This is a genomic window from Streptomyces sp. NPDC056480, assembly GCF_042795405.1.
Lineage (GTDB): Bacteria > Actinomycetota > Actinomycetes > Streptomycetales > Streptomycetaceae > Streptomyces.
The window spans coordinates 44,872-70,536 of the sequence record NZ_JBHTSA010000030.1; the positions used below are offsets into that span (position 1 = coordinate 44,872).

Annotated in this window: 24 protein-coding genes and 1 pseudogene; 19 read left to right on the forward strand and 6 right to left on the reverse strand. The window is 72.1% G+C overall.

Annotated features, from left to right (window positions below; translation table 11 throughout):
• Positions 1-86: 86 nt before the first annotated feature.
• Both ACFQ79_RS16030 and ACFQ79_RS16035 read left to right on the forward strand, forming a co-directional pair.
• A complete protein-coding gene (locus ACFQ79_RS16030; RefSeq protein WP_383583545.1) occupies positions 87-668 on the forward strand; it encodes a TetR/AcrR family transcriptional regulator in 582 nt (193 codons plus the stop codon).
• Between the two features lie 424 nt (positions 669-1,092).
• Positions 1,093-1,212 (forward strand): annotated as a pseudogene (locus ACFQ79_RS16035) (aldo/keto reductase); the annotation flags it as partial.
• Between the two features lie 115 nt (positions 1,213-1,327).
• On the opposite strand, the gene ACFQ79_RS16040 reads toward ACFQ79_RS16035, so the two are convergent.
• The gene (locus ACFQ79_RS16040; protein WP_383583547.1) at positions 1,328-2,449 is read right to left on the reverse strand and encodes a PucR family transcriptional regulator; all 1,122 of its coding nucleotides are present in this window, start codon (positions 2,447-2,449) and stop codon (positions 1,328-1,330) included.
• Positions 2,450-2,631: 182 nt separating this feature from the next.
• On the opposite strand from ACFQ79_RS16040, the gene ACFQ79_RS16045 reads away from it, so the two are divergent.
• The 3 genes from ACFQ79_RS16045 (at position 2,632) to ACFQ79_RS16055 (ending at position 5,601) form a co-directional block, all read left to right on the forward strand.
• A complete protein-coding gene (locus ACFQ79_RS16045) occupies positions 2,632-3,558 on the forward strand; it encodes a proline dehydrogenase family protein (protein WP_383583549.1) in 927 nt (308 codons plus the stop codon).
• Between the two features lie 30 nt (positions 3,559-3,588).
• Positions 3,589-5,220, forward strand: a complete 1,632-nt coding sequence (gene pruA, locus ACFQ79_RS16050; RefSeq protein ID WP_266969573.1) for an L-glutamate gamma-semialdehyde dehydrogenase — start codon at positions 3,589-3,591, stop codon at positions 5,218-5,220.
• A gap of 144 nt (positions 5,221-5,364) precedes the next feature.
• A complete protein-coding gene (locus ACFQ79_RS16055; RefSeq protein WP_383583553.1) occupies positions 5,365-5,601 on the forward strand; it encodes a hypothetical protein in 237 nt (78 codons plus the stop codon).
• On the opposite strand, the gene ACFQ79_RS16060 is transcribed toward ACFQ79_RS16055, so the two are convergent.
• On the reverse strand, positions 5,591-6,484 hold the full coding sequence (locus ACFQ79_RS16060; protein ID WP_383583556.1) for an alpha/beta fold hydrolase: 894 nt from the start codon (positions 6,482-6,484) through the stop codon (positions 5,591-5,593). The genes ACFQ79_RS16055 and ACFQ79_RS16060 overlap by 11 nt on opposite strands.
• Before the next feature lie 111 nt (positions 6,485-6,595).
• Between ACFQ79_RS16060 and ACFQ79_RS16065 the strand changes: the two genes are divergently transcribed.
• Complete coding sequence (locus ACFQ79_RS16065; protein WP_383583559.1) at positions 6,596-7,132, forward strand: GNAT family N-acetyltransferase; 537 nt, start codon at positions 6,596-6,598, stop codon at positions 7,130-7,132.
• Between the two features lie 7 nt (positions 7,133-7,139).
• Here ACFQ79_RS16065 and ACFQ79_RS16070 read toward each other — a convergent pair whose 3' ends face one another.
• Genes ACFQ79_RS16070 through ACFQ79_RS16080 form a run of 3 tightly spaced genes read right to left on the reverse strand, consistent with a single transcriptional unit; the run spans position 7,140 to position 9,281 of the window.
• Positions 7,140-7,883 carry a hypothetical protein gene (locus ACFQ79_RS16070; protein ID WP_383583562.1) on the reverse strand — a complete coding sequence of 248 codons (744 nt, stop codon included), beginning with the start codon at positions 7,881-7,883 and terminating at the stop codon, positions 7,140-7,142.
• Positions 7,880-8,221, reverse strand: coding sequence for a PadR family transcriptional regulator (locus ACFQ79_RS16075; RefSeq protein WP_073912739.1), 342 nt, complete (start codon positions 8,219-8,221; stop codon positions 7,880-7,882). The genes ACFQ79_RS16070 and ACFQ79_RS16075 overlap by 4 nt, the downstream gene beginning before the upstream one ends.
• A gap of 55 nt (positions 8,222-8,276) precedes the next feature.
• Positions 8,277-9,281, reverse strand: coding sequence for a zinc-binding dehydrogenase (locus ACFQ79_RS16080; protein WP_383583565.1), 1,005 nt, complete (start codon positions 9,279-9,281; stop codon positions 8,277-8,279).
• A 101-nt stretch (positions 9,282-9,382) separates the two neighbouring features.
• Between ACFQ79_RS16080 and ACFQ79_RS16085 the strand changes: the two genes are divergently transcribed.
• The 4 genes from ACFQ79_RS16085 (at position 9,383) to ACFQ79_RS16100 (ending at position 13,144) form a co-directional block, all read left to right on the forward strand.
• A complete protein-coding gene (locus tag ACFQ79_RS16085; RefSeq protein ID WP_383583568.1) occupies positions 9,383-10,282 on the forward strand; it encodes a LysR family transcriptional regulator in 900 nt (299 codons plus the stop codon).
• Between the two features lie 240 nt (positions 10,283-10,522).
• Entirely contained in the window at positions 10,523-10,654 is a 132-nt protein-coding gene (locus ACFQ79_RS16090; RefSeq protein ID WP_260461862.1) for a hypothetical protein, read from the forward strand.
• Positions 10,655-10,734: 80 nt separating this feature from the next.
• A complete protein-coding gene (locus tag ACFQ79_RS16095) occupies positions 10,735-11,775 on the forward strand; it encodes a 3-isopropylmalate dehydrogenase (RefSeq protein WP_383583571.1) in 1,041 nt (346 codons plus the stop codon).
• Positions 11,776-12,037: 262 nt separating this feature from the next.
• Positions 12,038-13,144 carry a branched-chain amino acid aminotransferase gene (locus ACFQ79_RS16100; RefSeq protein ID WP_383583574.1) on the forward strand — a complete coding sequence of 369 codons (1,107 nt, stop codon included), beginning with the start codon at positions 12,038-12,040 and terminating at the stop codon, positions 13,142-13,144.
• A gap of 35 nt (positions 13,145-13,179) precedes the next feature.
• On the opposite strand, the gene ACFQ79_RS16105 is transcribed toward ACFQ79_RS16100, so the two are convergent.
• On the reverse strand, positions 13,180-14,601 hold the full coding sequence (locus tag ACFQ79_RS16105) for a cytosine permease (protein ID WP_383583577.1): 1,422 nt from the start codon (positions 14,599-14,601) through the stop codon (positions 13,180-13,182).
• Between the two features lie 183 nt (positions 14,602-14,784).
• Between ACFQ79_RS16105 and ureA the strand changes: the two genes are divergently transcribed.
• The 9 genes from ureA (at position 14,785) to ACFQ79_RS16150 (ending at position 25,654) form a co-directional block, all read left to right on the forward strand.
• Entirely contained in the window at positions 14,785-15,525 is a 741-nt protein-coding gene (ureA, locus tag ACFQ79_RS16110; protein WP_383583579.1) for an urease subunit gamma, read from the forward strand.
• Positions 15,525-17,207, forward strand: a complete 1,683-nt coding sequence (locus tag ACFQ79_RS16115; RefSeq protein WP_383583582.1) for an urease subunit alpha — start codon at positions 15,525-15,527, stop codon at positions 17,205-17,207. Before ureA ends, ACFQ79_RS16115 begins: the two co-directional genes overlap by 1 nt.
• Positions 17,208-17,227: 20 nt before the next feature.
• Positions 17,228-18,244 (forward strand): agmatine/peptidylarginine deiminase, encoded by a 1,017-nt coding sequence (locus ACFQ79_RS16120; protein WP_383583585.1) that lies wholly within the window; start codon positions 17,228-17,230, stop codon positions 18,242-18,244.
• Positions 18,245-18,391: 147 nt separating this feature from the next.
• Positions 18,392-18,937: a TetR/AcrR family transcriptional regulator gene (locus ACFQ79_RS16125; protein WP_383583634.1), complete on the forward strand. Its 546-nt coding sequence runs from the start codon at positions 18,392-18,394 to the stop codon at positions 18,935-18,937.
• Between the two features lie 143 nt (positions 18,938-19,080).
• Entirely contained in the window at positions 19,081-20,430 is a 1,350-nt protein-coding gene (locus ACFQ79_RS16130) for an MFS transporter (RefSeq protein WP_383583588.1), read from the forward strand.
• Between the two features lie 282 nt (positions 20,431-20,712).
• Positions 20,713-22,329, forward strand: a complete 1,617-nt coding sequence (gene cimA, locus ACFQ79_RS16135; protein WP_383583592.1) for a citramalate synthase — start codon at positions 20,713-20,715, stop codon at positions 22,327-22,329.
• Positions 22,330-22,371: 42 nt separating this feature from the next.
• Entirely contained in the window at positions 22,372-23,718 is a 1,347-nt protein-coding gene (locus ACFQ79_RS16140) for a hypothetical protein (RefSeq protein ID WP_383583595.1), read from the forward strand.
• 74 nt (positions 23,719-23,792) lie between these two features.
• Positions 23,793-24,737 (forward strand): zinc-binding dehydrogenase, encoded by a 945-nt coding sequence (locus ACFQ79_RS16145; protein ID WP_383583597.1) that lies wholly within the window; start codon positions 23,793-23,795, stop codon positions 24,735-24,737.
• Positions 24,738-24,850: 113 nt separating this feature from the next.
• Positions 24,851-25,654, forward strand: a complete 804-nt coding sequence (locus tag ACFQ79_RS16150) for a DUF1932 domain-containing protein (protein WP_383583599.1) — start codon at positions 24,851-24,853, stop codon at positions 25,652-25,654.
• The last annotated feature ends 11 nt before the right edge of the window (positions 25,655-25,665 follow it).

A 25,665-nucleotide genomic window follows, 5' to 3' on the forward strand; every position in this document is an offset into this window, starting at 1 on the left:
GCACGATCTCGTGCCCGCACGACCTCGTACCCGGTCGATAGACGCTCGTCTTACACAAGCGTCTATCGACCGGGTACAGTGCTGTCATGGGACACAAGGAAGACCTGCTCGAAGGCGCCAAGCGCTGCCTCCTGGAGAAGGGGTACGGGCGGACCACGGCCCGTGACATCGTCGCCGCCTCCGGCACCAACCTCGCCTCCATCGGCTACCACTACGGCTCCAAGGAGGCCCTGCTCCAGCAGGCCTTCCTCGCCGTCACCGAGGAGTGGGGCGAGGCGGTCGGCCCCGCGGGCAGCGGCGAGGCGAAGCGGGAGCTGCCGGCCGACCCGTACCAGCGCTTCCATGCCGTCTGGGAGCAGGTCATCGCCGCGGCCGGGGCCAGCCGGCCCGTCTGGAAGCTCCAGACCGAGATCGTCACCCGGCTCGACGACGACGAGAAGCTGCGCGAGGCGATCAAGGAGCCTCAGCGCGAGGGGCGGCTCGGCATGGCCGAGGGCTTCCTCGGCATCGACCCGGAGGCGGAGCCGGAGAAGGCCAGGGTGGCCGGCCTGCTCTGCCAGGCCCTCGTGGCCGGCGTGATGATCCAGTGGATGGTCGACCCGGACACCGCGCCGACGGCGGACGACCTCACGGAGGGCCTCAAGGTGCTCATGGGGGAGCAGGACTGACGTCATGTCAGGGGCGACGGCGGCACGGGAGGGGGGCCGCGCGAGCGTACGGCGGAGACCGCGCGGCCCCCTGACACCCCGAGAACGTGCGGGGGAGTGGACCCGCTGCCCGTCGGCGCACGCCGAGAGCGGCTCCCGCCCGGGAGCTTCGCGCGTCCGCCCGCCTCCGGAACGGCCCCCGCCCGTCCGGCCCCTCCGGTCCGCCGTCCCTCCCCGCCGCCGCACCCGGCGGGACGGGCGGCCGCACCCCGCGCGGCGGCGGCACGCACCACCGCAACGGACCCGAAGAAGGCCCTCGTGGACAGAACGCGCATGTCCTCCTCCCGCCCCGTCCCTCCGCGCCGCGCCGACATCCCCTCCGCGGCCGTCCCGCCGCGCCGCGCCGCAAGCACCGGCGCCGTCCTGGGCGCGATCCTCGACCACGGACGTCCTCGACCGGATCGACACGATCGTGCCGCCGGGCACGAACCTGTCGGCCCGGGACGGCGGATACGTGCCGCCCGCGCTGGCGGAGCCGGAGCTGCGCCGCCGCCCGCGCCCCTGACGGCTCGGTTCGGAGCCGGGCCACCGCGCCCCTGACGGGGTCGGTTCGGAGCCGGGCCGCCATGTCCCCGACGGCATGGTTCGGAGCCGGGCCGCCGTGTTCCCGACGGCGTGGTTCAGAGCCGCGCCGACTTCAGGGACATGTGGAGCAGCAGGCGGTCCTCGCCGTCGTCCAGGTCGAGGCCCGTGAGCTGCTCGACCCGGGACAGCCGGTAGTAGAGGGTCTGGCGGTGGATGCCCAGGGCCGCCGCCGTGCGGCCCGCCTGGCCCGCGTTGTCGAGGAACACCTCGGCGGTGCGGGCCAGTTCGGCGTGGGCGGGGGCGACGAGCGGGGCGACGACCGGGTCGACCTCGGGGTGGTAGAGCGCCGCGAGCAGGCGGTACGGGCCGATCCCTGCCCACTCCGCGACCGGGCCGAGGGTCGGCTGGGCGGTGGCGGCACGGGCCGCCGTGTTGGCCTCGCGCCAGGCCGCCGGCAGGTCCGCGAGGCCCCGGCGGGGGGTGGCGACGCCGGCCGGGACGGCGCCGCGCAGCCGGTCGGCGGCCGCGCGGGCGGGGGCGAGGTCCTCGGGCGTGCGCAGCCGTACGAGGACGGCCAGGGACTCGCCGGACTCGCCCTCCGGGAGGACGGCGACCGCCGCCGCGGCGGCGACCGACCGGATCGAGGGGGCCTCGCCCTGCCAGGGGGTCACGCAGACGACGGCGTGCAGTCCGTCCGCGCTGGGGCCGAGGGCCACCCGGAGGGTCGCGACGGCCATGTCGCTCTGCCAGCCGCGCCCGGCGGTCAGGGCCGCGGCGAACTCGCGCGAGAGGTCGGCGTCCGCGCGCTCCTCGTCGGCGAGGAGGTCGCCGATCCGGGTGGCGACCTCCATCGCGGCCGTGAGCTGTGCGGGCGTGGGACCGGGCTCGGCGTCGAGCAGCCAGACGTACCCCAGGACGACCCCCCGATGGCGTACGGGCAGGCAGACGCGGTCGCGGAACACCCCGGCGTCCGGGGCGGCCGGGATGCGGACCGGGCCGGTCGCCCGGGTGATGCCGAAGCCCTCGAACCAGGCGCGGACCGCCGGGGTCGACTTCCGGGTCAGGATCGACCGCGTCCGGACGGGGTCCATCGCGGTGTCGTCGTCGCTGTCGTGGGCGCCGAAGGCGATCAGACCGAAATCGCGGTTCTCCAGCGTCGCCGGTGCGCCGAGCAGCGCGGAGATCTCGTCCACCAGTTCTTGGTAATCGCCCTTCACAGCGCCATTCTCGCACCCTCTCAGACATATGTATGAGATGCCGCGCACGGATGCGTGACAGCTGTAGATGGCGGACGATCGGAGCGATCCATAGGTTTCACGGTGGTTCTTCGTGCTGTTCCCGTTTTCTTACGAAAGATCGGGTACGGCCCCTTCGTCACCCTGTCCTTCTGGAGGTCCCCGTGCTGGGTCCCGTGATCCTCGCCGCGTCGCGCAGCGACAAGATGCGCCGTTTCGTGTCGGCCGCCCCCGGGACCAAGCAGGTCGTCGCCCGCTTCATCGCCGGTGAGTCGGTCGGCGACGTCGTCCCGATCGTCCAGGAGCTGAGCGACCGCGGCCTGGAGGTCACCCTCGACGTCGTCGGTGAGGACATCACCACCGTCGAGCAGTCGTACGCCGCCCGGGACGCCTACCTGGAGCTCATCGGCCGTCTCAAGGAGCTGGGCCTCGGCGAGCGCGCCGAGATGTCCGTGAAGCTCTCCATGTTCGGCCAGTCCCTGGAGAACGGCCACGAGCTGGCCCTCGCCAACGTCCGCCCGGTCGTCGAGGCCGCGGCCGAGATCGGCACCACGGTCACCCTGGACGCCGAGGACCACACCACCCTCGACTCGATGTTCGCCATCCACGAGGAGCTGCGGAAGACCCACCCGCAGACCGGCTGTGTCATCCAGGCCTACCTCTTCCGCACCGAGGACGACGCCCGCCGCCTCGCCGCGAACGGCTCCCGCGTCCGGATCGTGAAGGGCGCCTACAAGGAGCCTGCCTCCGTCGCGATCCAGGACAAGCCCGAGATCGACAAGGCGTACGTCCGGATCATGAACATCCTGATGGACGGCGAGGGCTACCCGATGATCGGCTCCCACGACCCGCGCCTGATCTCCATCGGCCAGGAGCTCGCCCGCCGTGCCGGGCGCAAGCTGGACGAGTACGAGTTCCAGATGCTGTACGGCATCCGCAGCGAGGAGCAGCACCGGCTGGCCGCCGAGGGACACCGCATGCGCGTGTACACCGCCTACGGCACCGACTGGTACGGCTACTTCATGCGCCGCCTCGCGGAGAAGCCGGCCAACCTCCTCTTCTTCGTCCGCTCCATCCTCACCAAGGGCTGAGCCCACCTCTCACAAGGAGTCACGAGACTTATGGACGCTGTCACCCAGGTCCCCGCTCCGGTCAACGAGCCGGTGCACAGCTACGCCCCCGGCTCCCCCGAGCGCGCCCGCCTCGAGATCAAGCTCAAGGAGCTGGCCGAGAACCCGCGCGAGCTGCCGATGACCATCGGCGGCGTGAAGCGCCTCGGCGGCGGCGAGGAGTTCAAGGTCGTCCAGCCGCACAACCACAAGGCCGTCATCGGCACCTTCCGCGGCGCCACCACGCAGGACGCCCAGGACGCCGTCGACGCGGCCCTGGCCGCGGCCCCCGCCTGGCGCGCGATGGCCTTCGACGACCGTGCCGCGATCATCCTGCGCGCCGCCGAGCTGCTCGCCGGCCCGTGGCGCGAGACGCTGGCCGCGTCCACCATGCTCGGCCAGTCGAAGACCGCCCAGCAGGCCGAGATCGACACCCCGTGCGAGCTCGTCGACTTCTGGCGCTTCAACGTGGCGTACGCCCGCCAGATCCTGGCCGAGCAGCCGCCGGCGAACTCCCCGGGTGTGTGGAACCGTCTGGACCACCGCCCGCTCGAGGGCTTCGTCTACGCGATCACGCCGTTCAACTTCACCGCCATCGCGGGCAACCTGCCCACCGCCCCCGCCCTCATGGGCAACGTGGTGGTCTGGAAGCCGTCCCCGACGCAGACCCACTCCGCCGTGCTCCTCATGGAGCTCCTGGAGGAGGCCGGCCTGCCGAAGGGCGTCATCAACCTGGTGACCGGCGACGGCATCGCCGTCTCCGAGGTGGCCCTGAACCACCCCGACCTGGCCGGCATCCACTTCACCGGTTCGACCAAGACCTTCCAGCACCTGTGGAAGACGGTCGGCACCAACATCGAGAAGTACCGCTCGTACCCGCGGATCGTCGGCGAGACCGGCGGCAAGGACTTCGTCGTCGCGCACCCCAGCGCCGACCGCGCCATCCTGAAGACCGCGCTGACCCGTGGCTCCTTCGAGTTCCAGGGCCAGAAGTGCTCCGCGTCCTCGCGCGCCTACGTTCCGGCCTCCATCTGGAACGACGGCTTCAAGGAGGAGTTCGCGGCCGAGGTCGACGGCATCACCATGGGTGACGTCACCGACCTGTCGAACTTCATCGGCGCCGTCATCGACGAGCGCTCGTTCGCCAAGAACAAGGCCGCGATCGACCGTGCCGCGGCCGACCCGACCTGCACGATCATCGCCGGTGGCACGTACGACGACTCGGTGGGCTACTTCGTCCGCCCGACCGTCATCGCCTGCACCGACCCGGAGAACGAGGTCTTCAAGGCCGAGTACTTCGGCCCGATCCTGGCGATCCACGTGTACGAGGACGACCAGTACGACGCGATGCTGACCCAGATGGAGTCGGTCTCGGACTACGCCCTCACCGGCTCGGTCATCTCCGGCGACCGCGCGGCGGCCGCGTACACGATGGAGAAGCTCCGCTTCGCCGCGGGCAACTTCTACATCAACGACAAGTCGACCGGCGCCGTCGTCGGCCAGCAGCCCTTCGGCGGCGGCCGCGCCTCGGGTACGAACGACAAGGCCGGCGCCCCGCAGAACCTGATGCGCTGGACGCTGACCCGCGCCATCAAGGAGACGCTGGTCCCGCCGACCGAGTACGGCTACCCCCACATGGGCTGACGCCCCCCGCCTCCGCCCGGAGGCCCGCCGCGCGAGCGGCCCCTGATCACCGCCCCCCTCCTCGGTCCCCCAACCTGAGGACGGGGGCGGTTCTCATGCGGGGGGCTTACGCTGCTGGTAGGGGGCTCGGTGAGGAGGCACGACATGCCCGGTTCGACGACACTCGGCCCCGGGCACGGGGTCGACGCGATCGAGCACCTCGACGCGCTGCGGATGCTGTCCCTGATGAAGGAGCTGCACCGGATGCTGACCGTGCCAGGGCCCGAACAGCTCACGGACGCGCAGATCGCGACCCTGCTCGAAGCCGACGGCCGCCATCGCGAGGGCCTCACCGACTGGGTGGAGCGCATGGCCCGCGACCTGGAGAGGGCTACGGCCTGACGGGGACGCGCCGCGCGAGGAAGTCGCCGATCAGGGCGGCGATCGCCGGCGCGTGCGTCTCCAGGGCGAAGTGGCCCGTGGGAAGAAGGTGGATCTCGGCGTCCGGGAGGTCGCGGCGGAAGGCTTCGGCGCCCGCCGGGACGAAGACCTGGTCGCCTTCGCCCCAGACCGCGAGGAGCGGGACCCGGCTGGTGCGGAAGTACTCCTGGAAGGCCGGGTAGAGGGCGAAGTTGGAGCCGTAGTCGGCGATCAGGCCGAGCTGGATCTCGTCCTGGCCCTCGCGGGCCATCAGGGCGGCGTCGTGGTGCCAGGCGCCGGGGTCGAGAAGGTCGCGGTACTCGGCCGGTACGCCCGTCTCGTACTGCCAGCGGATGCCGTCCAGGGAGCGGATGGCGCGCACCGGCTCCTCCGTCTCGGGGGTGCGCTCCTCGATCAGCGCGAGGACCGGCGCCCAGGCCTCGGCGCCGAGGCCCTCCTCGTACGCGTTGCCGTTCTGGCTGATGATCGCGGTGATCCGCTCCGGGTGGGCGAGGGCGAGGCGCAGGCCGATGGGCGAGCCGTAGTCCTGGATGTAGAGCGCGAACCGGTCCAGGCCCAGTGCCTCGGTGAACTCTGCGGTGAGAGACGCCAGTTCGGCGAATGTGTAGTCGAAGTCGGCGGCGTCGGGAGCCGCGCTGCGGCCGAAGCCCAGGTGGTCGGGGGCGATCAGGCGGTAGGAGTCGGCGAGCCGCGGGATCAGGTCGCGGAACATGTGCGAGCTGGTGGGGAAGCCGTGCAGCAGCAGGAGGACAGGGGCGTCGGCGGGGCCCGCCTCGCGGTAGGCGATCTCGTGGTCGCGGACCTTGACGGTGCGGTGGTGGGTCGGCAGCACGGTGCTCGTCATCTCTAACCCCTTAGGTGCGTGTCACTGGTTATGGAATGACTCAAGCAGGCGACGGCTAACCTGTCAATGACTTTTTAAAGGTTAGAAATGGACGTGTGGGAGTCTGGGCGCATGACCGTGAGGACCGCGCCCACCCATGAACTCGGGGCCGACCGGCTCCGCTCCGTACGCGCGTTGCTCGACGCCGCCTTCGACGGAGACTTCTCCGACGACGACTGGGACCATGCGCTCGGCGGCGTCCACGCCTGGATCGAGGACGAGGACGGCATCGCCGCTCACGGTGCCGTCGTCATGCGCCGCGCCCTCCATCGCGGGCGTTCGCACCGCGTCGGGTACGTCGAAGGCGTCGCCGTCCGCGCCGGCCTCAGGCGCCGGGGGCTCGCCGGAGCCGTCATGGCCGAGCTGGAGCGGGTCATCGACGGGGCGTACGTCTTCGGGGCGCTCGGCGCCTCGGACGCCGGGGCCGCGCTCTACCGGGGGCGCGGCTGGCAGGTCTGGGAAGGCCGCATCGAAGCCGTCGGGCCCGAGGGGATCGTCCACCTCGCGGAGGAGGAGGGGTACGTCTACCTCCGTCCGGCGGCCGGCCGGGCACTGCCCGATCCGGCCGCGGCGCTCCTCTTCGACTGGCGGGACGGCGACGTGATGTGAGGGAGGGTCAGGAGGACTTCGCGCGGTCCTGGTCCACCCGTCCCCTGGCCGTCTCCAGCTGGGAGGTGACCAGGGCGAAGACCATGGAGGCGAGGGCGATGGTGATCGCGAGCCCGCCCGTGCCGAGCGTCCCGATGAAGGTCGCCGCCATCGCGCCGCCGACCACCACGAGCCACACCGCGAGCAGCGCCTTGCCCCGGCGGCTCAGGAACAGCTGCCGGAGCGGGGCGGCCGGCCGGGTCTCCAGGGCGCCCGCCGGGCCCGCCGTCGCCGCGCGCGGCCGCTTGAAGTAGCCGTAGACCAGCCACTCGCCGCACAGCTCCCAGCCCTCGGGCTCCAGCTCGGCGAGGACCTTGGCGCGGCGCCGGGCGCCGATGATCTCGCGGCGGTACTCCCAGCGCAGCGCGGCCGTCGCGGAGCGGCGGCAGACGAACCGGCCGAGGGAGTCCAGGGACTCCACCTCCCAGCCCTGGTCGCCGTGGACGGCGAGCATCCGGCGGTCGTTGAAGAGGTCGGCCGTCCAGGTCCAGCTCTCCGCCGTCCCGTCCGGCTCGCCCGGCAGCGGCGCGAGCCCCCCGAGCTGGGCGGCGAAGGCGGCGGCCGGCCCGAACTCCTCCTGCGGGCGCGTGCCCGTCCCGGAGAGGTGTCCCCGCAGGTCCTCGACGGTGGCGGCGATCTGCTCCGCCGGCACGCCCGTGGTGCGCAGCGCGTCGGCGAGTTCGGCGAAGTAGCGGTCGGATTCCGTGGTCATGCGGTGGTTCCCCCTGGGTGGAGCGTGGTCTCGACGGCGCGGTGGAAGCGCAGCCAGTCGCGGCTTTCGGCGGCGAGGTGCTCGCGCCCCCGCTCGGTGAGCCGGTAGTAGCGGCGTCCCGGGCCGCGCTCGGCGGCGCGGAACTCGGCCTCCACCAGACCCGCTTCCTCCAGGCGGTTCAGTACGGGATAGAGCGTCCCGCCCTTGATCTCGCCGAGGCCCGCCTCGGCGAGCGCCTTGGCGATCTCGTACCCGTAGCTCTCGCCGTCGGTCAGGCGGGAGAGGACGAGCAGGTCGAGGACTCCCTTGAGCCAGCTGGATCTGCGGTCTGCGGCCATGGGTGTATTGGAGCACCAGCTAGGTAGGAATGCAAACTAGATAGGAGGGTCGACCTCACCGGGCGACCAGCATCTTCCCCAGGTTCTCGCCGCGCAGCATCCCCAGGAACGCGCTCACGATGTGCTCGAATCCCTCCACCACCGTCACGTCGAGGGGCAGCGAGCCCTCGCGCAGACGCGGGACGGTCAGGTCGTACAGCTCGTCGAGGGCGTCCGCGTGGTCGCGGACCAGGAAGCCCTCGAGCCGGATGCTCTTGCCGACCACGTCGAAGAGGTTGCGCGGGGCCGGCGGGGGAGCGGAGAGCGAGTGGTACTGGCCCACCGCGCCGACCCACGCGATCCGCCCGAACGGGCGCAGCGCTCCGATCGCCGCCTCCAGGTGGTCGCCGCCCACCCCGTCGAGCACCGCGTCGAGCCCCTCCGGCGCCGCCTTCGCGAGCAGCTCGGGGACCGGGCCGTCGTGGTGGTCGAAGGCCGCGTCGAAGCCGATCTCCTCCGTCAGGTACGCCACCTTCCGCGCCGAACCCGCGCTGCCCACCAGTCGGCCCGCGCCCAGCAGCCGGGCGATCCGGCCCGCCGCCGTGCCCACCCCGCCCGCCGCCGCCGAGACGAACAGGTCCTCGCCCGGCTGGAGCCGGGCGATCCGGGTCAGGCCGACGAAGGCCGACAGGCCCGTACCGCCCAGCAGGCTCAGATGCGCGGTGAGGGGGACGCCGGGGCCGAGGTCCGGGACCTTGCGGGCCTCGGCGGGGGACACCACGGCATGGGTCCGCCAGCCCCGGCGGTGCAGGACGAGGTCGCCCGGCCGCAGCGCGGGGTCGCGGGAGTCGAGGACCCGGCCCAGGGTGCGGCCCTCCATGGGGGAGTTCAGGGTCCAGATCTCGTCCGAGTCCATCGCCTCGCGGTGGTACGGGTCGACCGACCACAGGAGGTTCTCGACGAGGGCCGTGCCGGGCTCCGGCGCCGGGACCGGTGCCTCGACGAAGGCGAACAGGTCGGGAGTGGGGAAGCCGGTCGGACGGGCGGTCTGCCGGACGGTGATCATGGTGTCGTTCGTCATGGCCCAGACGGTAGGAAGGAATCCGGCGGCCGGGCAGGGGGTAGCGTCGATGGCTGCGGCTCATCCATGAAAGCCGCTCATACATCCAGGTGGGAGCCCTCATGGCTGATCTCGCGCCCCGCGAGCTGCGTGTCCTCGTCGCCGTCGCGAGCGAGGGCGGCTTCTCGGCCGCCGCCGTCGCGCTCGGTATGACCCAGTCCGCCGTCTCCCACTCGGTGCGGGGCAGCGAACGCAGGCTGGGTGCCGTCCTCTTCGACCGGGGGCGGTCCGGTGCCACCCCGACACCGGCCGGGGAGCGGGCCCTCGCGTACGCGCGGCGGGTCCTGCGCCTCCTGGAGGTGATGGGCTCCGAGGTGCGCGGCGCGGCGTCGGCCGCGGGGGCGGGGCTCGGCGCGGGGGCCGGGGCCCTCGCCGGGCCGCTGCGGATCGCGGCCTTCCGCAGCGCCGCGCTCCATCTGCTGCCGCGCGCCCTGGGGCGTCTGACGGAGCGGCATCCGGGGATCGTGCCCGAGGTGCGGATCGTACGGGAGGTGGGGCGCGGCACGGCCGGTGAGGTGCTGGACGGGCGGGCCGATCTGGGGATCGCGACGCTCGGCACGACCTCGCCGGTCCCGCCGGAGCTGGTCGGCGGCGTGCTGGTGGAGGAGGGGTACGCGCTGGTGCACCCGTCGGGCCATCCGGCGCCCCGGTCGCTCCCGCTCATCGACTGGACGGAGAACTGCACCTCCTACACGCGCGAGTGGTGGGCCGGGCAGGAGTGGCTGCCGCCGGCGACCGTCCAGGCCGAGGACGACGGGGCGGTGCTCTCGATGGTGGGCACCGGTTTCGGGATGGCGGTCATGCCGGAGCTGTCCCTGGTCGGAGCGCCGCCCTCGGTCGAGATCACCGATCTCGGCCCGGAGCGCCCGACCCGTTCGGTCGGCTATGTCACCACCCCCGAACTGGCCGGCTCCCTCGCCGTGCGGGCCCTGATCCGTGAGCTGCGGGCCATCGCGGGCTGACGCGCCGTCCCGCGCCGTCTCAGATAGTAGGAAGTCCGAGTAATTGTGGAGACAGATGAGAGGACCTGCCCTAGCTTTGTAGAAGCCGAACGTCTCGCTCCATCAGCGAATGGCGGTCGAGAGCGCGACGCCCCTGAGCAGGCAACCCCTGCGGCGGCGCTCCCCGCCCCTGCCGGCACCTTCGATCACCACTGATCTCCGCACTTCGGATCACCACTGATCTCAAGGAGTCGATCCCTCATGGCAACTCAGACCGCCCGCCGCGTCCGCCACTCCGCCAACCGTCCCAGCGACGAGGCCCGCCAGAACGCCGCCGCCGCCCTCCAGCGCGCCCTCGACCGCCGTGACAACGGCGGCTCCACCGGCCACTGACACACCTTCACCCGAATGGCGCTTCGTCCACATGATGGACGTGACGTGTCAGACGATGGGACGAAGAGTAGGGTGCCGACATGTCTCACAGCATCAATCTCGCAGTCATTCCCGGCGACGGCATCGGCCAGGAGGTCGTGGCCCAGGGCCTCAAGATCCTCTCGGCCGTCCTTCCCCAGGACGTGAAGCTGGAGACCGAGGAGTACGACTTCGGCGCCAAGCGCTACCACGCCACCGGTGAGACCCTCACCGACGCCGACCTCGCGTCCCTCAAGAAGCACGACGCCATCCTGCTCGGCGCCATCGGCGACCCGTCGGTGCCCTCGGGCGTCCTGGAGCGCGGCTTCCTCCTGAAGCTCCGCTTCGCCTTCGACCACCACGTGAACCTGCGTCCCTCGAAGCTGCTCCCCGGCGTCGCCACCCCGCTCGCCGGCCAGCCCGAGATCGACTTCGTCGTGGTCCGCGAGGGCACCGAGGGCCCGTACACCGGCAACGGCGGGACCATCCGCAAGGGCACCCCGCACGAGGTCGCCACCGAGGTCTCGGTCAACACCGCCTTCGGTGTCGAGCGGGTCGTCCGTGACGCCTTCGCCCGCGCCCAGGCCCGCCCGCGCAAGAAGCTCACGCTGGTCCACAAGAACAACGTGCTGACCTTCGCCGGTCACCTCTGGACGGACACCTTCCACAAGGTCGCCGCCGAGTTCCCCGAGGTCACCACCGACTACCTGCACGTCGACGCCGCGACGATCTTCCTCGTCACCGACCCGGCCCGCTTCGACGTGATCGTCACCGACAACCTCTTCGGCGACATCATCACCGACCTCGCCGCGGCCGTCTCCGGCGGCATCGGCGTCGCCGCCTCGGGCAACATCAACCCGAGCGGCGAGTTCCCGTCCATGTTCGAGCCGGTCCACGGCTCCGCGCCGGACATCGCGGGTCAGGGCAAAGCCGACCCCACGGCCACCGTCCTCTCCGTCGCGCTCCTGCTGCGCCACCTCGGCTACGAGACCGAGGCCGCCCGGGTCGAGGAGGCCGTCGCGGCCGACCTCACCGAGCGCGGCGACAGCGTCCGCACGACGGACGAGATCGGCGACGCGCTCGCCGCGCGAGTAGCCAGCTGACCCGGCCGGACTGACATCCCACAGCAGCCGCCGGGTCGCCACAGCGCCCGGCGGCTGACTCCTGCGCGGCCCCGGGTGCCCCCATCGAACCCAGGACCGCGTTCACCCGTTTCCCGCACCGGTCCCCGCGAGCGATAATCGGACGTGGGGCCGTGCCATGCGGGCATGCTCGGACGTCCACCTCGTCAGGGACGAAGCAGTCTCTCCGAGAGTGGCGTGCGCGCGCGGTCCTACCCACACAACCGGTGAAGGACACGCACTCATGACGACGCCCACGATCGAGCTCAAGCCCTCCTCCAGCCCGCTGTCCGCCGCGGAGCGCGAGGCGATCCTGGCCAACCCGGGATTCGGCCGCCACTTCACCGACCACATGGTCACCATCCGGTGGACCGAGGGCCGGGGCTGGCACGACGCCCAGCTCGTGCCGTACGGCCCGCTCTCCCTGGACCCGGCGACCAACGTCCTGCACTACGCGCAGGAGATCTTCGAGGGCCTGAAGGCCTACCGCCGCCCCGACGGCTCGGTCGCCAGCTTCCGTCCCGACGCCAACGCCCGCCGCTTCCAGGCCTCCGCCCGCCGGCTCGCGATGCCCGAGCTGCCCGTCGAGACCTTCGTCGAGGCCTGTGACGCCCTCGTCCAGCAGGACAAGGCGTGGGTCCCGGCGCACGGCGGCGAGGCCTCGCTCTACCTGCGCCCGTTCATGATCGCGACCGAGGTCGGCCTGGGCGTCCGCCCGGCCAACGAGTACCTCTTCGTCGTCATCGCCTCCCCGGCCGGCCCGTACTTCCCCGGCGGCGTGAAGCCCGTCTCCATCTGGCTCTCGGAGAACCGCGTCCGCGCCGTCCCCGGCGGCGTCGGCGACGCCAAGACCGGCGGCAACTACGCGGCCTCGCTGCTCGCGCAGGCCGAGGCCGCCGAGAAGGGCTGCGACCAGGTCGCCTACCTCGACGCCGTGGAGCACAAGTGGGTCGAGGAACTCGGCGGCATGAACCTGTACTTCGTGTACGGGGCCGAGTCCAATGAGAAGCCCAAGCTCGTCACCCCCACCCTCACCGGTTCGCTGCTCGCCGGCATCACCCGTGACTCCCTGCTCAAGCTGGCGGCGGACCTCGGTCTGGAGCCGGAGGAGGGCCGCGTCTCCATCGACCAGTGGCAGGCCGACAGCGCGAACGGCACCCTGACCGAGGTCTTCGCCTGCGGCACCGCCGCCGTGATCACCCCGGTCGGCACGGTCAAGTCCGAGCGGGGCGAGTGGCGGCAGTCGGGCGGCGAGCCCGGCGAGGTCACGATGAAGCTGCGCGACGCTCTGCTCGCCGTCCAGACCGGCAAGGCCGAGGACGTCCACGGCTGGATGCACGAGCTGGGCTAGTACCTACCGGGGCCGGTACCTGCCCGGGCCGGTACCTACTCCGCTTGCGCCAGGGCTTCCGGGGCCGTCACGGTCCCGGGAGCCCTGTTCGGCGTCAGGACCGCGTACAGCGTGCCGCCCACGAACCCCGACAGCACGAAGCTGCAGTCGATCCCGCCCGTCAGGGCCAGCAGCGGTCCCTCGTACACCGGCGTCGACACGGCGGCGAGACCGACCGCGGCGCCGATCGCCCAGGAGGCGGTGGCGCGCGGGTGCCAGCCCGCCGAGAACCAGTAGATCCCGCCGCGCGAGCGCCGGTTGTAGACCTGGAGCGCCTCCGGGTCGTACGAGCCGCGGCAGCGCACATGGCCGATCAGGGTGATCACCGCCCACGGTGTGCCGATCGCCGTGAGGAGCAGGACGAACGAGGTCATCGCCGACTGGGCGTCCGAGGCGAAGTGGCCGAGGAAGACGAAGGCCGTCGCCACCGCCGCGACCACGAGGGTGGCGCGGGCCCGGGTGGCCCGGGGCAGGATCGCGTCCAGGTCGAGGCCCATCGAGTACAGCATCAGGCCGGCGTTGCCGACGGATCCGGCGGTGGCCGCGACGAGCAGCGGGACCAGGTACCAGACGGGCGAGGCGGCGACCAGCGGTCCCGCGTAGTCCAGCCCGCCACGGGCGGCGAGCGCCGTGAAGGTGCCGAAGAGCTGGGGGATCAGCAGCCCGACGACCAGGCCGAGACAGGTGGCCCGCCAGACGGAGCGGGAGCTGTGGCGCTCGGGCGAGACGTACCGGGTGTAGTCGCCGAGCAGGGTGATGAAGGCGACCGGTCCGCTGAGGCCCGCCGCCACCGCCGAGAGCAGCCAGGTCGGCCAGAACGAGCCGAGCAGATACGGGGTGTCCGGCACCGCCGCCGTCGTGAAGTCCCCGGCGTACGCGAGGAGTCCGAGGGCCAGCAGCACGGTCATGACGACGGCGAGCGCCTTGCTCAGCTTGAGCAGCAGCCGGTAGCCGTACACCGCGGCGACCGCGGTGCCGGCGGCGAGCAGCGCGTAGACGACGGCGTGCGTGGCACCTCCGGCCGGCAGGCCGACCAGCCGGGCGAGCGTCCCCACCATGACGTCGCCGCCGATCCAGAGGGTCAGCGCGGTGTACCCGAGGGAGAGCAGCAGTCCGACCACCGAGCCGACCAGCCGGCCCCGTACGCCGAAGAAGGCGCCGGAGGAGGTGGAGAGGTTGGTGGCGGTACGGAGCGACACCAGCGCCAGCGGGGCGGTGACCGCGACGCCGACGAGGGTGCCGGTGACGACGGAGGTCACCGAGGCCCAGAGCCCGAGCCCGAAGGAGACCGGGAGCCAGCCGAAGACGATCACCCCCAGGCAGAGGTTGGACCCGAGCAGGATCGCGACGAGATCCCGGGGGCCGCTGGTGCGTTCGGCCTCGGGGACGGTGTCGACTCCGCGCTGTTCTATCGGCATGGGGACTCCTGGGGGACGGGAGCGGCGGGCAATGGCGGGCTACGGGGGCCACGGAGGCCACGGAGGCCACGAGGGCACTTTTAGAGTGACGCTCAATGTGACCTGTGCCTGTACCCCGCGTCAATGCTTGGAAGAAAGCCTCTCAACATTTAGAGTGTCGCTCAAACAGGAGGTGTTTCGGACGTGCGACTGACCCCCACGGAACGCGACCGACTGCTGCTCTTCGGCGCCGCCGAGCTCGCCCGCGCCCGCCGGGCCCGCGGTCTGCGGCTCAACGTCCCCGAGGCGACCGCGCTCGTCGCGGACACGGTCTGCGAGGCGGCCCGCGACGGCAAGCGACTCGCCGAGGCGATCGAGGCCGCCCGCTCGGTCCTCGGCCCCGACGACGTCCTGCCCGGGGTCGCCGACGTGGTCACCGAGGTCCATGTCGAGGCCGTCTTCGACGACGGCTCGCGGCTCGCGGTCGTCCCCGCCCCGATCGGCGGCGGCGGACTGGGCGAGGCGGCGCCGGGCGCGCTGCTGCCGGGCCCCGGGCACCCCCAGTCGGAGCCGGCGCTCACCCTCCCCGTACGGAACACGGCGACGGTCCCCGTGAGCGTCACCTCCCACTTCCACTTCTTCGAGGTCAACCCGCGCCTCGACTTCGACCGGGCCGCCGCCTACGGCATGCGGCTGGCCATCCCGGCCGGCGCCTCCTTCCGCTTCGACCCGGGCGGCCAGGCGGAGGTCGGGCTCGTGCCGATCGGCGGCGCGCGTGTCGCCATCGGCTTCGCGGGCCTGGTCGACGGTCCGCTCGACGCGCCGGGCGCGCGGGAAGAGGCCCTGCGTCGCGCGGCGGCCTGCGGCTACCTGGGCGTCCCGTCCGAGACCGTCCCGTCCGAAGACGCCGCGTCCGACGCCCCTTCCGGCGAGGAAGGCGAGTGATGGACCCGTACGAGTACGCATCCGTGCACGGCCCCCGCGCCGGCGACCGGGTCGTCCTGGGCGACTCCGGGCTCGTCGTCCGGGTCGAGTCCGACTCGCAGCAGCCGGGGGACGAGTTCCTGGCCGGCTTCGGCAAGACGGCCCGCGACGGTCTGCACCTCAAGGCCGCGGCCGTCCGGGAGACCTGCGACGTCGTGATCAGCAACGTGCTGGTGATCGACGCCGTCCTCGGCATCCGCAAGGTGTCCATCGGCATCCGCGAGGGCCGGATCCACGCGATCGGCCGGGCCGGCAACCCCGACACCCTCGACGGCGTGGACGTCGTCGTCGGCACCGGCACCTCGATCGTCTCCGGGGAGGGGATGATCGCCACCGCCGGAGCCGTCGACACCCATGTCCATCTGCTGTCGCCCCGGATCATGGAGGCCTCGCTCGCGAGCGGTGTCACCACGGTCATCGGGCAGGAGTTCGGCCCGGTGTGGGGCGTCGGAGTGAACTCGCCGTGGGCGCTGCGTCACGCCTTCGGCGCGTTCGACGCCTGGCCGGTGAACATCGGCTTCCTGGCCCGTGGTTCGTCCTCGGACCCGGCGCCCCTGGTCGAGGCGCTCGCCGAGGGCGGGGCGTCCGGTTTCAAGGTGCACGAGGACATGGGCGCCCACACGCGCGCCCTCGACACGGCCCTGCGGGTGGCCGAGGAGCACGACGTCCAGGTCGCCCTGCACAGCGACGGCCTGAACGAGTGCCTCTCCGTCGAGGACACCCTGCGGGTCCTGGACGGCCGCACCATCCACGCCTTCCACATCGAGGGCTGCGGCGGCGGGCACGTACCGAACGTCCTGAAGATGGCGGGCGTGCCGAACGTCATCGGCTCCTCCACCAACCCCACGCTCCCCTTCGGCCGCGACGCCGTCGCCGAGCACTACGGGATGATCGTCTCCGTCCACGACCTGAAGACCGACCTCCCCGGTGATGCCGCCATGGCGCGTGACCGGATCAGGGCCGGGACGATGGGGGCGGAGGACGTCCTGCACGACCTCGGCGCGATCGGGATCACCTCCTCCGACGCGCAGGGGATGGGAAGGGCCGGCGAGACCGTACGCCGGACCTTCGCCATGGCCGGGAAGATGAAGGCCGAGCTCGGACCGATGGAGGGAGACGGCGCGCACGACGACAACGCGCGCGTGCTCCGTTACATCGCCAAGCTCACCGTCAACCCGGCGATCGCCCACGGCCTCGCCCACGAGATCGGCTCGATCGAGGTCGGCAAGATGGCCGACATCGTGCTGTGGAAGCCGCAGTTCTTCGGCGCCAAGCCGCAGATGGTCATCAAGAACGGCTTCCCCGCGTGGGGGGTCGTGGGCGATCCGAACGCCGCCACCGACACCTGTGAACCGCTCGTCCTCGGCCCGCTGTTCGGCGGACACGGCGCCACGCCCGCCGACATCTCGGTCGCGTTCGTCGCCCAGGCGGCCGTCGACCTCGGTTCCGACCGGATGCCGACCCGGCGCCGCCGCGTCCCGGTGCGCGGCACGCGTGGCATCGGCCCCGCCGACCTGCGGCTCAACTCCCGCACCGGAGACGTCCAGGTCGACGGCCGGACCGGCCTCGTCTCGCTCGACGGCGCGCCGATCCGCTCCGAGGCGGCCGACTCCGTCTCGCTCAACCGCCTCTACTTCCTCTGATTCCCCTAGGACCTGTCATCATGACCTACCGCATGCCCGCCGAATGGATGCCGCACGAGCGCACCTGGATGGCCTGGCCCAGCCCCAACCCCACCTTCACCAACGCCGACGAACTGGCCGAGGCCCGCACGGCCTGGGCGTCCGTGGCCCGTGCCGTACGCCGGTTCGAGCCGGTCACGATGGTCGTGGCGCCCGGCGACACCGAGTCGGCCCGCGCCCTCGTCGGCGCGGACGTCGACCTGGTCGAGCGCGATCTCGACGACGCCTGGATGCGGGACATCGGCCCGACCTTCGTCACCGACGGCACCGAACTGGCGGCCGTGGACTGGGTGTTCAACGGCTGGGGCGGCCAGGACTGGGCCCGCTGGGAGCAGGACTCGAAGATCGCCCGCCATGTCGCGGACGCGGCGGGCGTCCCCGTCCTCTCCTCGCCCCTGGTGAACGAGGGCGGCGCGATCCACGTCGACGGCGAGGGCACGGTCCTGCTGACCGACACCGTCCAGCTCGGCTCCGGCCGCAACCCGGGGTGGACCCGCGAGCAGGTCGAGGCCGAGATCCACGCCAAGCTCGGCACGACGAAGGCGATCTGGCTCCCGCACGGCCTCAGCGGCGACTACGGCCTCTACGGCACCCAGGGCCACGTCGACATCGTCGCCGCCTTCGCCCGCCCCGGCACGGTCCTCGTCCACAGCCAGCAGGACCCGGCCCACCCCGACTACGAGCGCTCCCGGATGTACGTGAACATCCTGCGCGGCCAGACCGACGCCCAGGGCCGCCCCCTGGAGGTCGTCGAGATCCCGGCCCCGACCGTCCTCAAGGACGAGGAGGGCGACTGGGTCGACTACTCGTACATCAACCACTACCTGTGCAACGACGGCGTGGTCCTCTGCGCCTTCGACGACCCGCACGACGAGCTGGCGGCCGAGATCTTCCGCCGCCTCTTCCCGGAACGCGAGGTCGTGCTGGTCGACGCGCGCACGATCTTCGCAGGTGGGGGCGGTATCCACTGCATCACCCAGCAGCAGCCGAAGGTCTGAGCGGGGGAGGGGATGAGGTAGAACGTACGAGTGACCCGTATGGACCCCTCCGACCCCTCCCGCCCCTCCGGCCCCGCCGCCCCGGCCGCCCCGCCGCGCCGGCGCAACCAGGCGGCTCCTCCCCGTGAGGAGCTGCTCGCCGCCGCCATGGGGACCATCGCCGAGCGCGGGCTCGACGGGCTGACCATGGCCGGGCTCGGGCGGCAGGTCGGGATGAGCAGCGGGCACCTGCTCTACTACTTCCGCACCAAGGACGAGCTGCTGCTGCAGACCCTGGAGTGGAGCGAGGGGCGCCTCGGCGCCCAGCGGAGCGCGCTGTTCTCCCGGCCGGGGACCGCGCGCGAGCGGCTCGACGGGTACGTCGACGTGTACGTGCCCGACGGGCCGCGGGACCCGCACTGGATCCTGTGGCTGGAGGTCTGGAACCGGTCCCAGAACGCCGACGCCGACGCCCGGATCCGCCAGGCCGCCATCGAGGGGGCCTGGCACCGGGACCTCGTCGCGATCCTGGCCGAGGGCGTCTCGCGCGGGGAGTTCCGGGCCGTCGACCCCGACCGCTTCGCCACCCGAACGCGGGCGCTCCTGGACGGCTTCAGCGTGCACGTCGCGGTGGGTGTACCCGGGACAGGCCGCGAGCAAGTCCTGGCCCACGTACGAGAGTTCATCGAGCAGGACCTGCTGGCGCGACCGTAGCCGCACGGGGCCGGCACCGGGGCCGGCCCCGGTGCCCGTCCGGTGCCGGTCCCGTGCCGCGACCGCAACGCACGTAAGTACACGGGATCGTTGCCCGCTACACCCTTGTTGCCCGGGCGTCACCTCCGGCACGGTTCCGGTCCATGGGACGAGAGCACTGGAAGAAGATCTGGGTCGGCTCCGCCGGCAACATGGTCGAGTGGTTCGACTGGTTCGTGTACGCGAGCTTCGCCACCTACTTCGCGGGGGCCTTCTTCCCCGAGGGCAACGACACCGCCAAACTCATGAACACCGCCGGCATCTTCGCCGTCGGCTTCTTCATGCGGCCCGTCGGCGGCTGGCTCCTCGGCCGGGTCGGCGACCGCAAGGGCCGCAAGGCGGCCCTCACCCTCACCGTCACCCTGATGTCCGCCTCCGCGCTCCTCATCGCGGTCGCCCCCACCTACTCCGTCGCCGGATACGGCGGCGCCGCCGTCCTCCTGATCGCCCGCCTCCTCCAGGGGCTCTCCGTCGGCGGCGAGTACGCCGCCAGCGCCACCTACCTCACCGAGGCCTCCGCCCCGGAGCACCGCGGCTTCGCCTCCAGCTTCCAGTACGTGTCGATGACCGCGGGCCAGATCCTCGGCCTCGGCCTGCTGCTCGTGCTCCAGCACACCCTGTCCGGCGAGGCCCTGCACAGCTGGGGCTGGCGCATCCCGTTCGTCCTCGGCGCCCTCGGCGCGGCCGTCGTCTTCTACCTGCGCCGCACGATGCTGGAGACGGAGGTGTACGAGACCACCGCCGACGACGGCGTCGCGAGCGCACAGAAGGGCACCCTCAAGGCCCTGTGGGCGCACCGGCGCGAGGCCTTCCTCGTCGTCGCGCTCACCATGGGCGGGACCGTGGCCTACTACACGTACACCACCTACCTCACCAAGTACCTCTCCAACTCCGCCGGCCTCCCCAAGCAGACCGCGACCCTGGTCTCCTTCTGCGCCCTCATCGTCTTCGCCTGCCTCCAGCCGCTGGCCGGCCGTCTCTCCGACCGCATCGGCCGCCGCCCGCTGCTCATCACCTTCGCGGTGGGCTCCACGCTCCTCACCGTGCCGATCCTGACGATGCTGAAGCACGCGGGCTCCTTCTGGCCGGCCCTCGGGCTCTCCCTGCTGGCGCTCGTCGTCATCACCGGCTACACCTCCATCAACGCCTGTGTGAAGGCGGAGCTCTTCCCCACCGGCATCCGCGCCCTCGGTGTCGCCCTGCCGTACGCCATCGCCAACGCCCTCTTCGGCGGCACCGCCGAGTACGTGGCCCTCTGGTTCAAGGACGCGGGCGTCGAGTCGGGCTTCTACTGGTACGTGGCGGGCTGTGCGGCCGTCTCCCTGGTCGTCTACCTCACGATGCGGGAGACCAGGGACATCGACCTGGGCCGGGTCGGGACGGACGGCGCAGGGGTGCCCGGCCGGCAGCGCGGGCAGGCGGGCGGCTCCCCGGAGCGACTGCCCGTATCGTGAGACCCCCGTCCCGCGGGGCCGTCACCTGTGTCAGACTTCCGGCGTGCTTGCTACCACGATGATTATCGGCAGCAGCGCGCCGGTCCGCAGTGGCCACTGAATCGCGGCACGACCCCCGCGGCAGTGGACACCGTGCCTCAGACCCGCGCGCAGACCTCTCGCACCCGCGAGGGGTTTTTTCGTTTTCCGGCCCCACCCACGCCGGAAGCGGACGTCGCGTGAGAATGGGGGCAAGTGGATCCAGACCTTCCGGAGCCACATCCGACAGGAGCCATCACAGTCATGACCACGGAGAACGCCGAGAGCCAGCGCCTCGACGACAGCTTCCATGTCTTCGACACGACGCTGCGCGACGGGGCGCAGCGTGAAGGCATCAACCTCACCGTCGCGGACAAGCTGACCATCGCCCGGCACCTCGACGAGTTCGGCGTGGGCTTCATCGAGGGCGGCTGGCCCGGAGCCAACCCGCGCGACACGGAGTTCTTCGCCCGCGCCCGCCAGGAGATCGCGTTCAAGAACGCGGAGCTCGTCGCCTTCGGCGCCACCCGCAGACCGGGCGGCGACGCCGCCGCCGACCCGCAGGTCAAGGCCCTCCTCGACTCCGGCGCCCCGGTCATCACGCTCGTCGCCAAGTCGCACGACCGGCACGTCGAGCTGGCCCTGCGCACCACCCTCGACGAGAACCTGGAGATGGTCCGCGACACCGTCTCCCACCTGGTCTCCCAGGGCCGCCGCGTCTTCGTCGACTGCGAGCACTTCTTCGACGGCTACAAGGCCAACCCCGACTACGCCAAGGCCGTCGTCCGCTCCGCGTACGAGGCCGGCGCCGATGTCGTCATCCTCTGTGACACCAACGGCGGCATGCTCCCCGCCCAGATCCAGGCCGTCGTCGCCACCGTCCTCGCCGACACCGGCGCCCGCCTCGGCATCCACGCCCAGGACGACACCGGCTGCGCCGTCGCCAACACGCTGGCCGCCGTCGACGCCGGCGCCACCCACGTCCAGTGCACCGCCAACGGCTACGGCGAGCGGGTCGGCAACGCCAACCTCTTCCCCGTCGTCGCGGCCCTGGAGCTCAAGTACGGCAAGAAGGTGCTGCCCGACGGCGCCCTCGCCGAGATGACCCGGATCTCCCACGCCATCGCCGAGGTCGTCAACCTCACCCCCTCCACCCACCAGCCGTACGTCGGCGTCTCCGCCTTCGCGCACAAGGCCGGTCTCCACGCCTCCGCGATCAAGGTCGACCCCGACCTCTACCAGCACATCGACCCCGAGCTGGTCGGCAACACCATGCGGATGCTCGTCTCCGACATGGCCGGCCGGGCCTCCATCGAGCTCAAGGGCAAGGAGCTCGGCGTCGACCTGGGCGACGACCGCGCGCTCGTGGCCCGGGTCGTCGAGCGGGTCAAGGAGCGCGAGCTCCAGGGCTACACGTACGAGGCCGCCGACGCCTCCTTCGAGCTGCTCCTCCGGGAGGAGGCCGAGGGCCGGGCCCGCCGCTACTTCCGTACGGAGTCCTGGCGCGCGATCGTCGAGGACCGCCCCGACGGCACCCACGCCAACGAGGCCACGGTGAAGCTCTGGGCCAAGGGCGAGCGGATCGTCGCCACCGCCGAGGGCAACGGCCCCGTCAACGCCCTCGACCGCGCGATGCGCCTCGCCCTGGAGCGGATCTACCCGCAGCTCGCCAAGTTCGAGCTGGTCGACTACAAGGTCCGCATCCTGGAGGGCCGCCACGGCACCGAGTCCACCACCCGTGTCCTGATCACCACCAGCGACGGCAACGGCGAGTGGTCGACGGTCGGCGTCGGCGAGAACGTCATCGCCGCCTCCTGGCAGGCCCTCGAGGACGCCTTCACGTACGGAGTGCTGCGGGCCGGAATCGACCCCGCCGAGTAGCCCTCTATGTCTTGTTTGTCGCGCTTCGGGTAGCGTCGAACCATGAGGACCAGGCCGCTTTCCGTACTGTCGGCCCTCGGCGGGCTGATACTCCTGCTGCTCCTGGCCCTGGCCCCCTCCGCGGGAGCCAGGGCCACGGGGATCCCCGACGCGGCCGCCGCCCTGAAACAGGGCCCGGTCTACGTCGACCCGGGCGCCGCCGACCAGCTGTCGAAGTCCGAGGCGGACGCCCTCGCCCAGAAGATCAAGGACGCGGACAAGCCGCTGTTCGTGGCGGTCCTGCCCGCGAACGCGCAGTTCCCGCCCAAGGACCTCCTCGCGAACCTGCGGACCCAGACCGGCGTCACCGGCCTGTACGCGGTCCGCCTCGGCGACGGCTTCGACGCCGGCGCCGACCGCGCCGTCATGTCCGAACAGGCCGTACGGAACCTCGTCACCTCCGTACGCCAGCCGGGCGTCGACGCGGCCACCGAGCTGAACAACTTCGTCGACCAGGCCCTGCCCACCCTGCGCGGCTCCGCCCCCGCGAGCTGGGGCTCCGTCGGCACCGACGGCGGCGTCCCCGTCGCCGGACTCGTGATCCTCGGCGCCGTGGTCGCCGCCGGAGGCGCGGGCGCCTACACGGTCGTCCGCCGCAACCGGCTCCGCAAGGAGGCCGAGGAGCGCGCCGCCCTCGACAAGCTCCGGGTCGTCGTCGACGAGGACATCACCGCCTTCGGCGAGGAACTCGAACGCCTCGACTTCCACCCCGCGGAGGCGGGCGCCGACGACGCCATGCGCGGCGACTACGAACGCTCCCTCGACTCGTACGACAAGGCGAAGTCCCTGATGGCCTCCGCCGCCCGGCCCCATGACGTCCGCGCGGTCACCGAGGCCCTGGAGGACGGCCGCTACTCCCTCGCCGTCCTGGCCGCCCGCCGCGAGTCCCGGCCGCTCCCCGAGCGCCGCGCCCCCTGCTTCTTCGACCCCCGCCACGGCCCCTCCACCGAGGACCGCACCTGGACCCCGACCGGCGGCACCGCCCGCCAGGTCCCGGTCTGCGCCGCCGACGCGTCCCGCCTCGACGACGGCCTGGACCCGATGGCCCGCACGGTCGACGCGGACGGCGTCCGCCGCCCCTACTGGGAGGCGGGCCCGGCCTACGGCCCCTGGGCCGGCGGCTACTTCGGCGGCGGCATCCTCCCCGGCCTGCTCCTGGGCACCGTCCTCGGCTCGATGCTCTCCACCCCGGCCTACGCGGCCGAGTACGGCGGCGGCGACTTCCAGGGCGGCGACTTCTCCGGCGCCGACTTCGACTCAGGCGACTTCGGCGGCGGGGGCGACGGAGGCGGCTTCGGAGGCGGCGACTTCGGCGGCGGCGGCGGCTTCGACGGCGGGGGCGGGTTCTGAGCTGACGCGACCGCAGCGGAGGGCACGCCGGTAGGCTCCCCATATCAGTGTCGCTCAACGGGGGAGGGGGCCGTGTGTCCGCCTACAGAGCACATCGGTTGACGGGGCCGCGGACGTTCGAGCCGATCGTCCTTCAGGCGCCTGCAGCACAGGACATCGGAGCCGGGAACGCCCTGGTACGGCTGGAGGCCGGGGTCGTCTGCGGCAGTGACATCCCGCGCTGGGACGGCTCGGAGTGGGGTGGTTTCCCGGCCGGCCCCGGGTTCCCGCTCCACGAGGCGGTCGGACGGGTGGTGCTGAGCCGCAGTGCCCGCCTGCCGGTGGGCAGCAGGATCGTCGGCATCCCCCAGGACGACAGGGGCGTCCAAGAGATGTTCATCGCGTCGGAGGAGGCGGCGGTCGTCGTTCCGGAGCGGGTGCCGCCCGCCGTCGCCGCGATCGTGCAGCCCCTCTCCACCGTGATCTACGCCGTCGAACGCCTCGGTGACCTGTCCGGCAGGTCGGTCCTGATCATCGGCTTCGGAGCCTTGGGGCATCTGACGGCCTGGCTGCTGAGGCTGCGGGGTGCCGCAGTGTCCACGGTCGATCCCGTCCCGGAGCCGGAGGCCGCTACCTGGGGGTCGGAGCGCCATTTCGACACCGCGTCGGCCGGACTGGCCGTCGCCGACCTCGGCGAGGCCCCGGACATCGTGGTCGAGATCGTCGGCCACGGTCAGGACACCGTCACCGACGCGATCCGGCTCGTCCGGCCCAGGGGCACGGTTCTCGTCATGGGTGTGCCGGGGCCGGGGGCGGTGCTGCCGTTGGAGGAGGCGTTCCGCCGGAACGTCGCGCTCGTCAGCTCGGTCGGACCGCCGTGGCGGGAGTACCTCACGAAGGCGAGAGCTCTTGTCGAGCTCCACACGGAATTCCTGGCCGGGCTGATCACCCACACCGTTCCGTTCGACGCTGCCCCCGACGCGTACGAGCTCTACGCCCGGCGTGTTCCCGGAAGACTCAAGGTCGCCGTCGTCGTCTGACCGGGGACGGCCTGGGCGCGCCCAGGGCCGCCCCGATCCGGCCCGCGGCGGCACCCTCGTACCCTGGAGAGATCATCATGGCGCCCGTCGTCACACTTCTGCACCCCGGCAGCATGGGAGCCGCCGTAGGCGCCCAACTCCGCGCGCGGGGCGTCACCGTGCTCTGGTGCCCCGAGGGACGGAGCGAGGCCACGCGCCGCCGGGCAGACGAGGCAGGCCTGGAAGGAGTGCCGCTCGGGGAGGCACTGCGCCGGTCCGACGTCGTCCTGTCCCTCTGCGCACCGGGCGGTGGGGAGGAGGTCGCGGAACGCGTCATGACCCATGGGCTCGCGGACGGGGCGGTGTTCGTCGAGGCGAACCCCCTCGCACCCGAGCGAGTGGCGGCCATCGCGGCCAGGATGCAGCCCGCGACGGTGGTGGACGGCGCCGTCGTGGGCTCCCCGCCGGTGGGCGGCAAGTCACCGCTGCTCTACCTGTCAGGTCCGAGTGCGCAGGCCGGGCGCGTCGCCGGACTTTTCGAGGGCACCGACGTCGAGGCCCGAGTGGTGGGGGAGGAGATCGGTCAGGCCTCGGTGCTGAAGTTGATCTACTCGGCCTACCAGAAGACGTCCCGGGTGGTCGCCGCCCTGGCGTACGGCGCCGCCGACGCCTACGGGGTCACGGACGAACTCCTCGACATGGCAGGTCGGCGCACGCGCAGCTACCTCGTGGAGACCGACTACATTCCGAAGACCGCGGCCCGCGCGTGGCGCTGGGCCCCCGACCTGGCGGATGCCGCCGACCTCCTGACCTCCGTGGGCCTGCCCGCCGACACCGTGCGGGCGGCGGCGGAGACTCTTGAGCGGTGGTCGCCGGAGGGCGAACAGCCGCTCGATGTCACCGAGGCACTGCGGGCCCTGAGGGACGCCGGGCGCTGAGAGTGCCGACG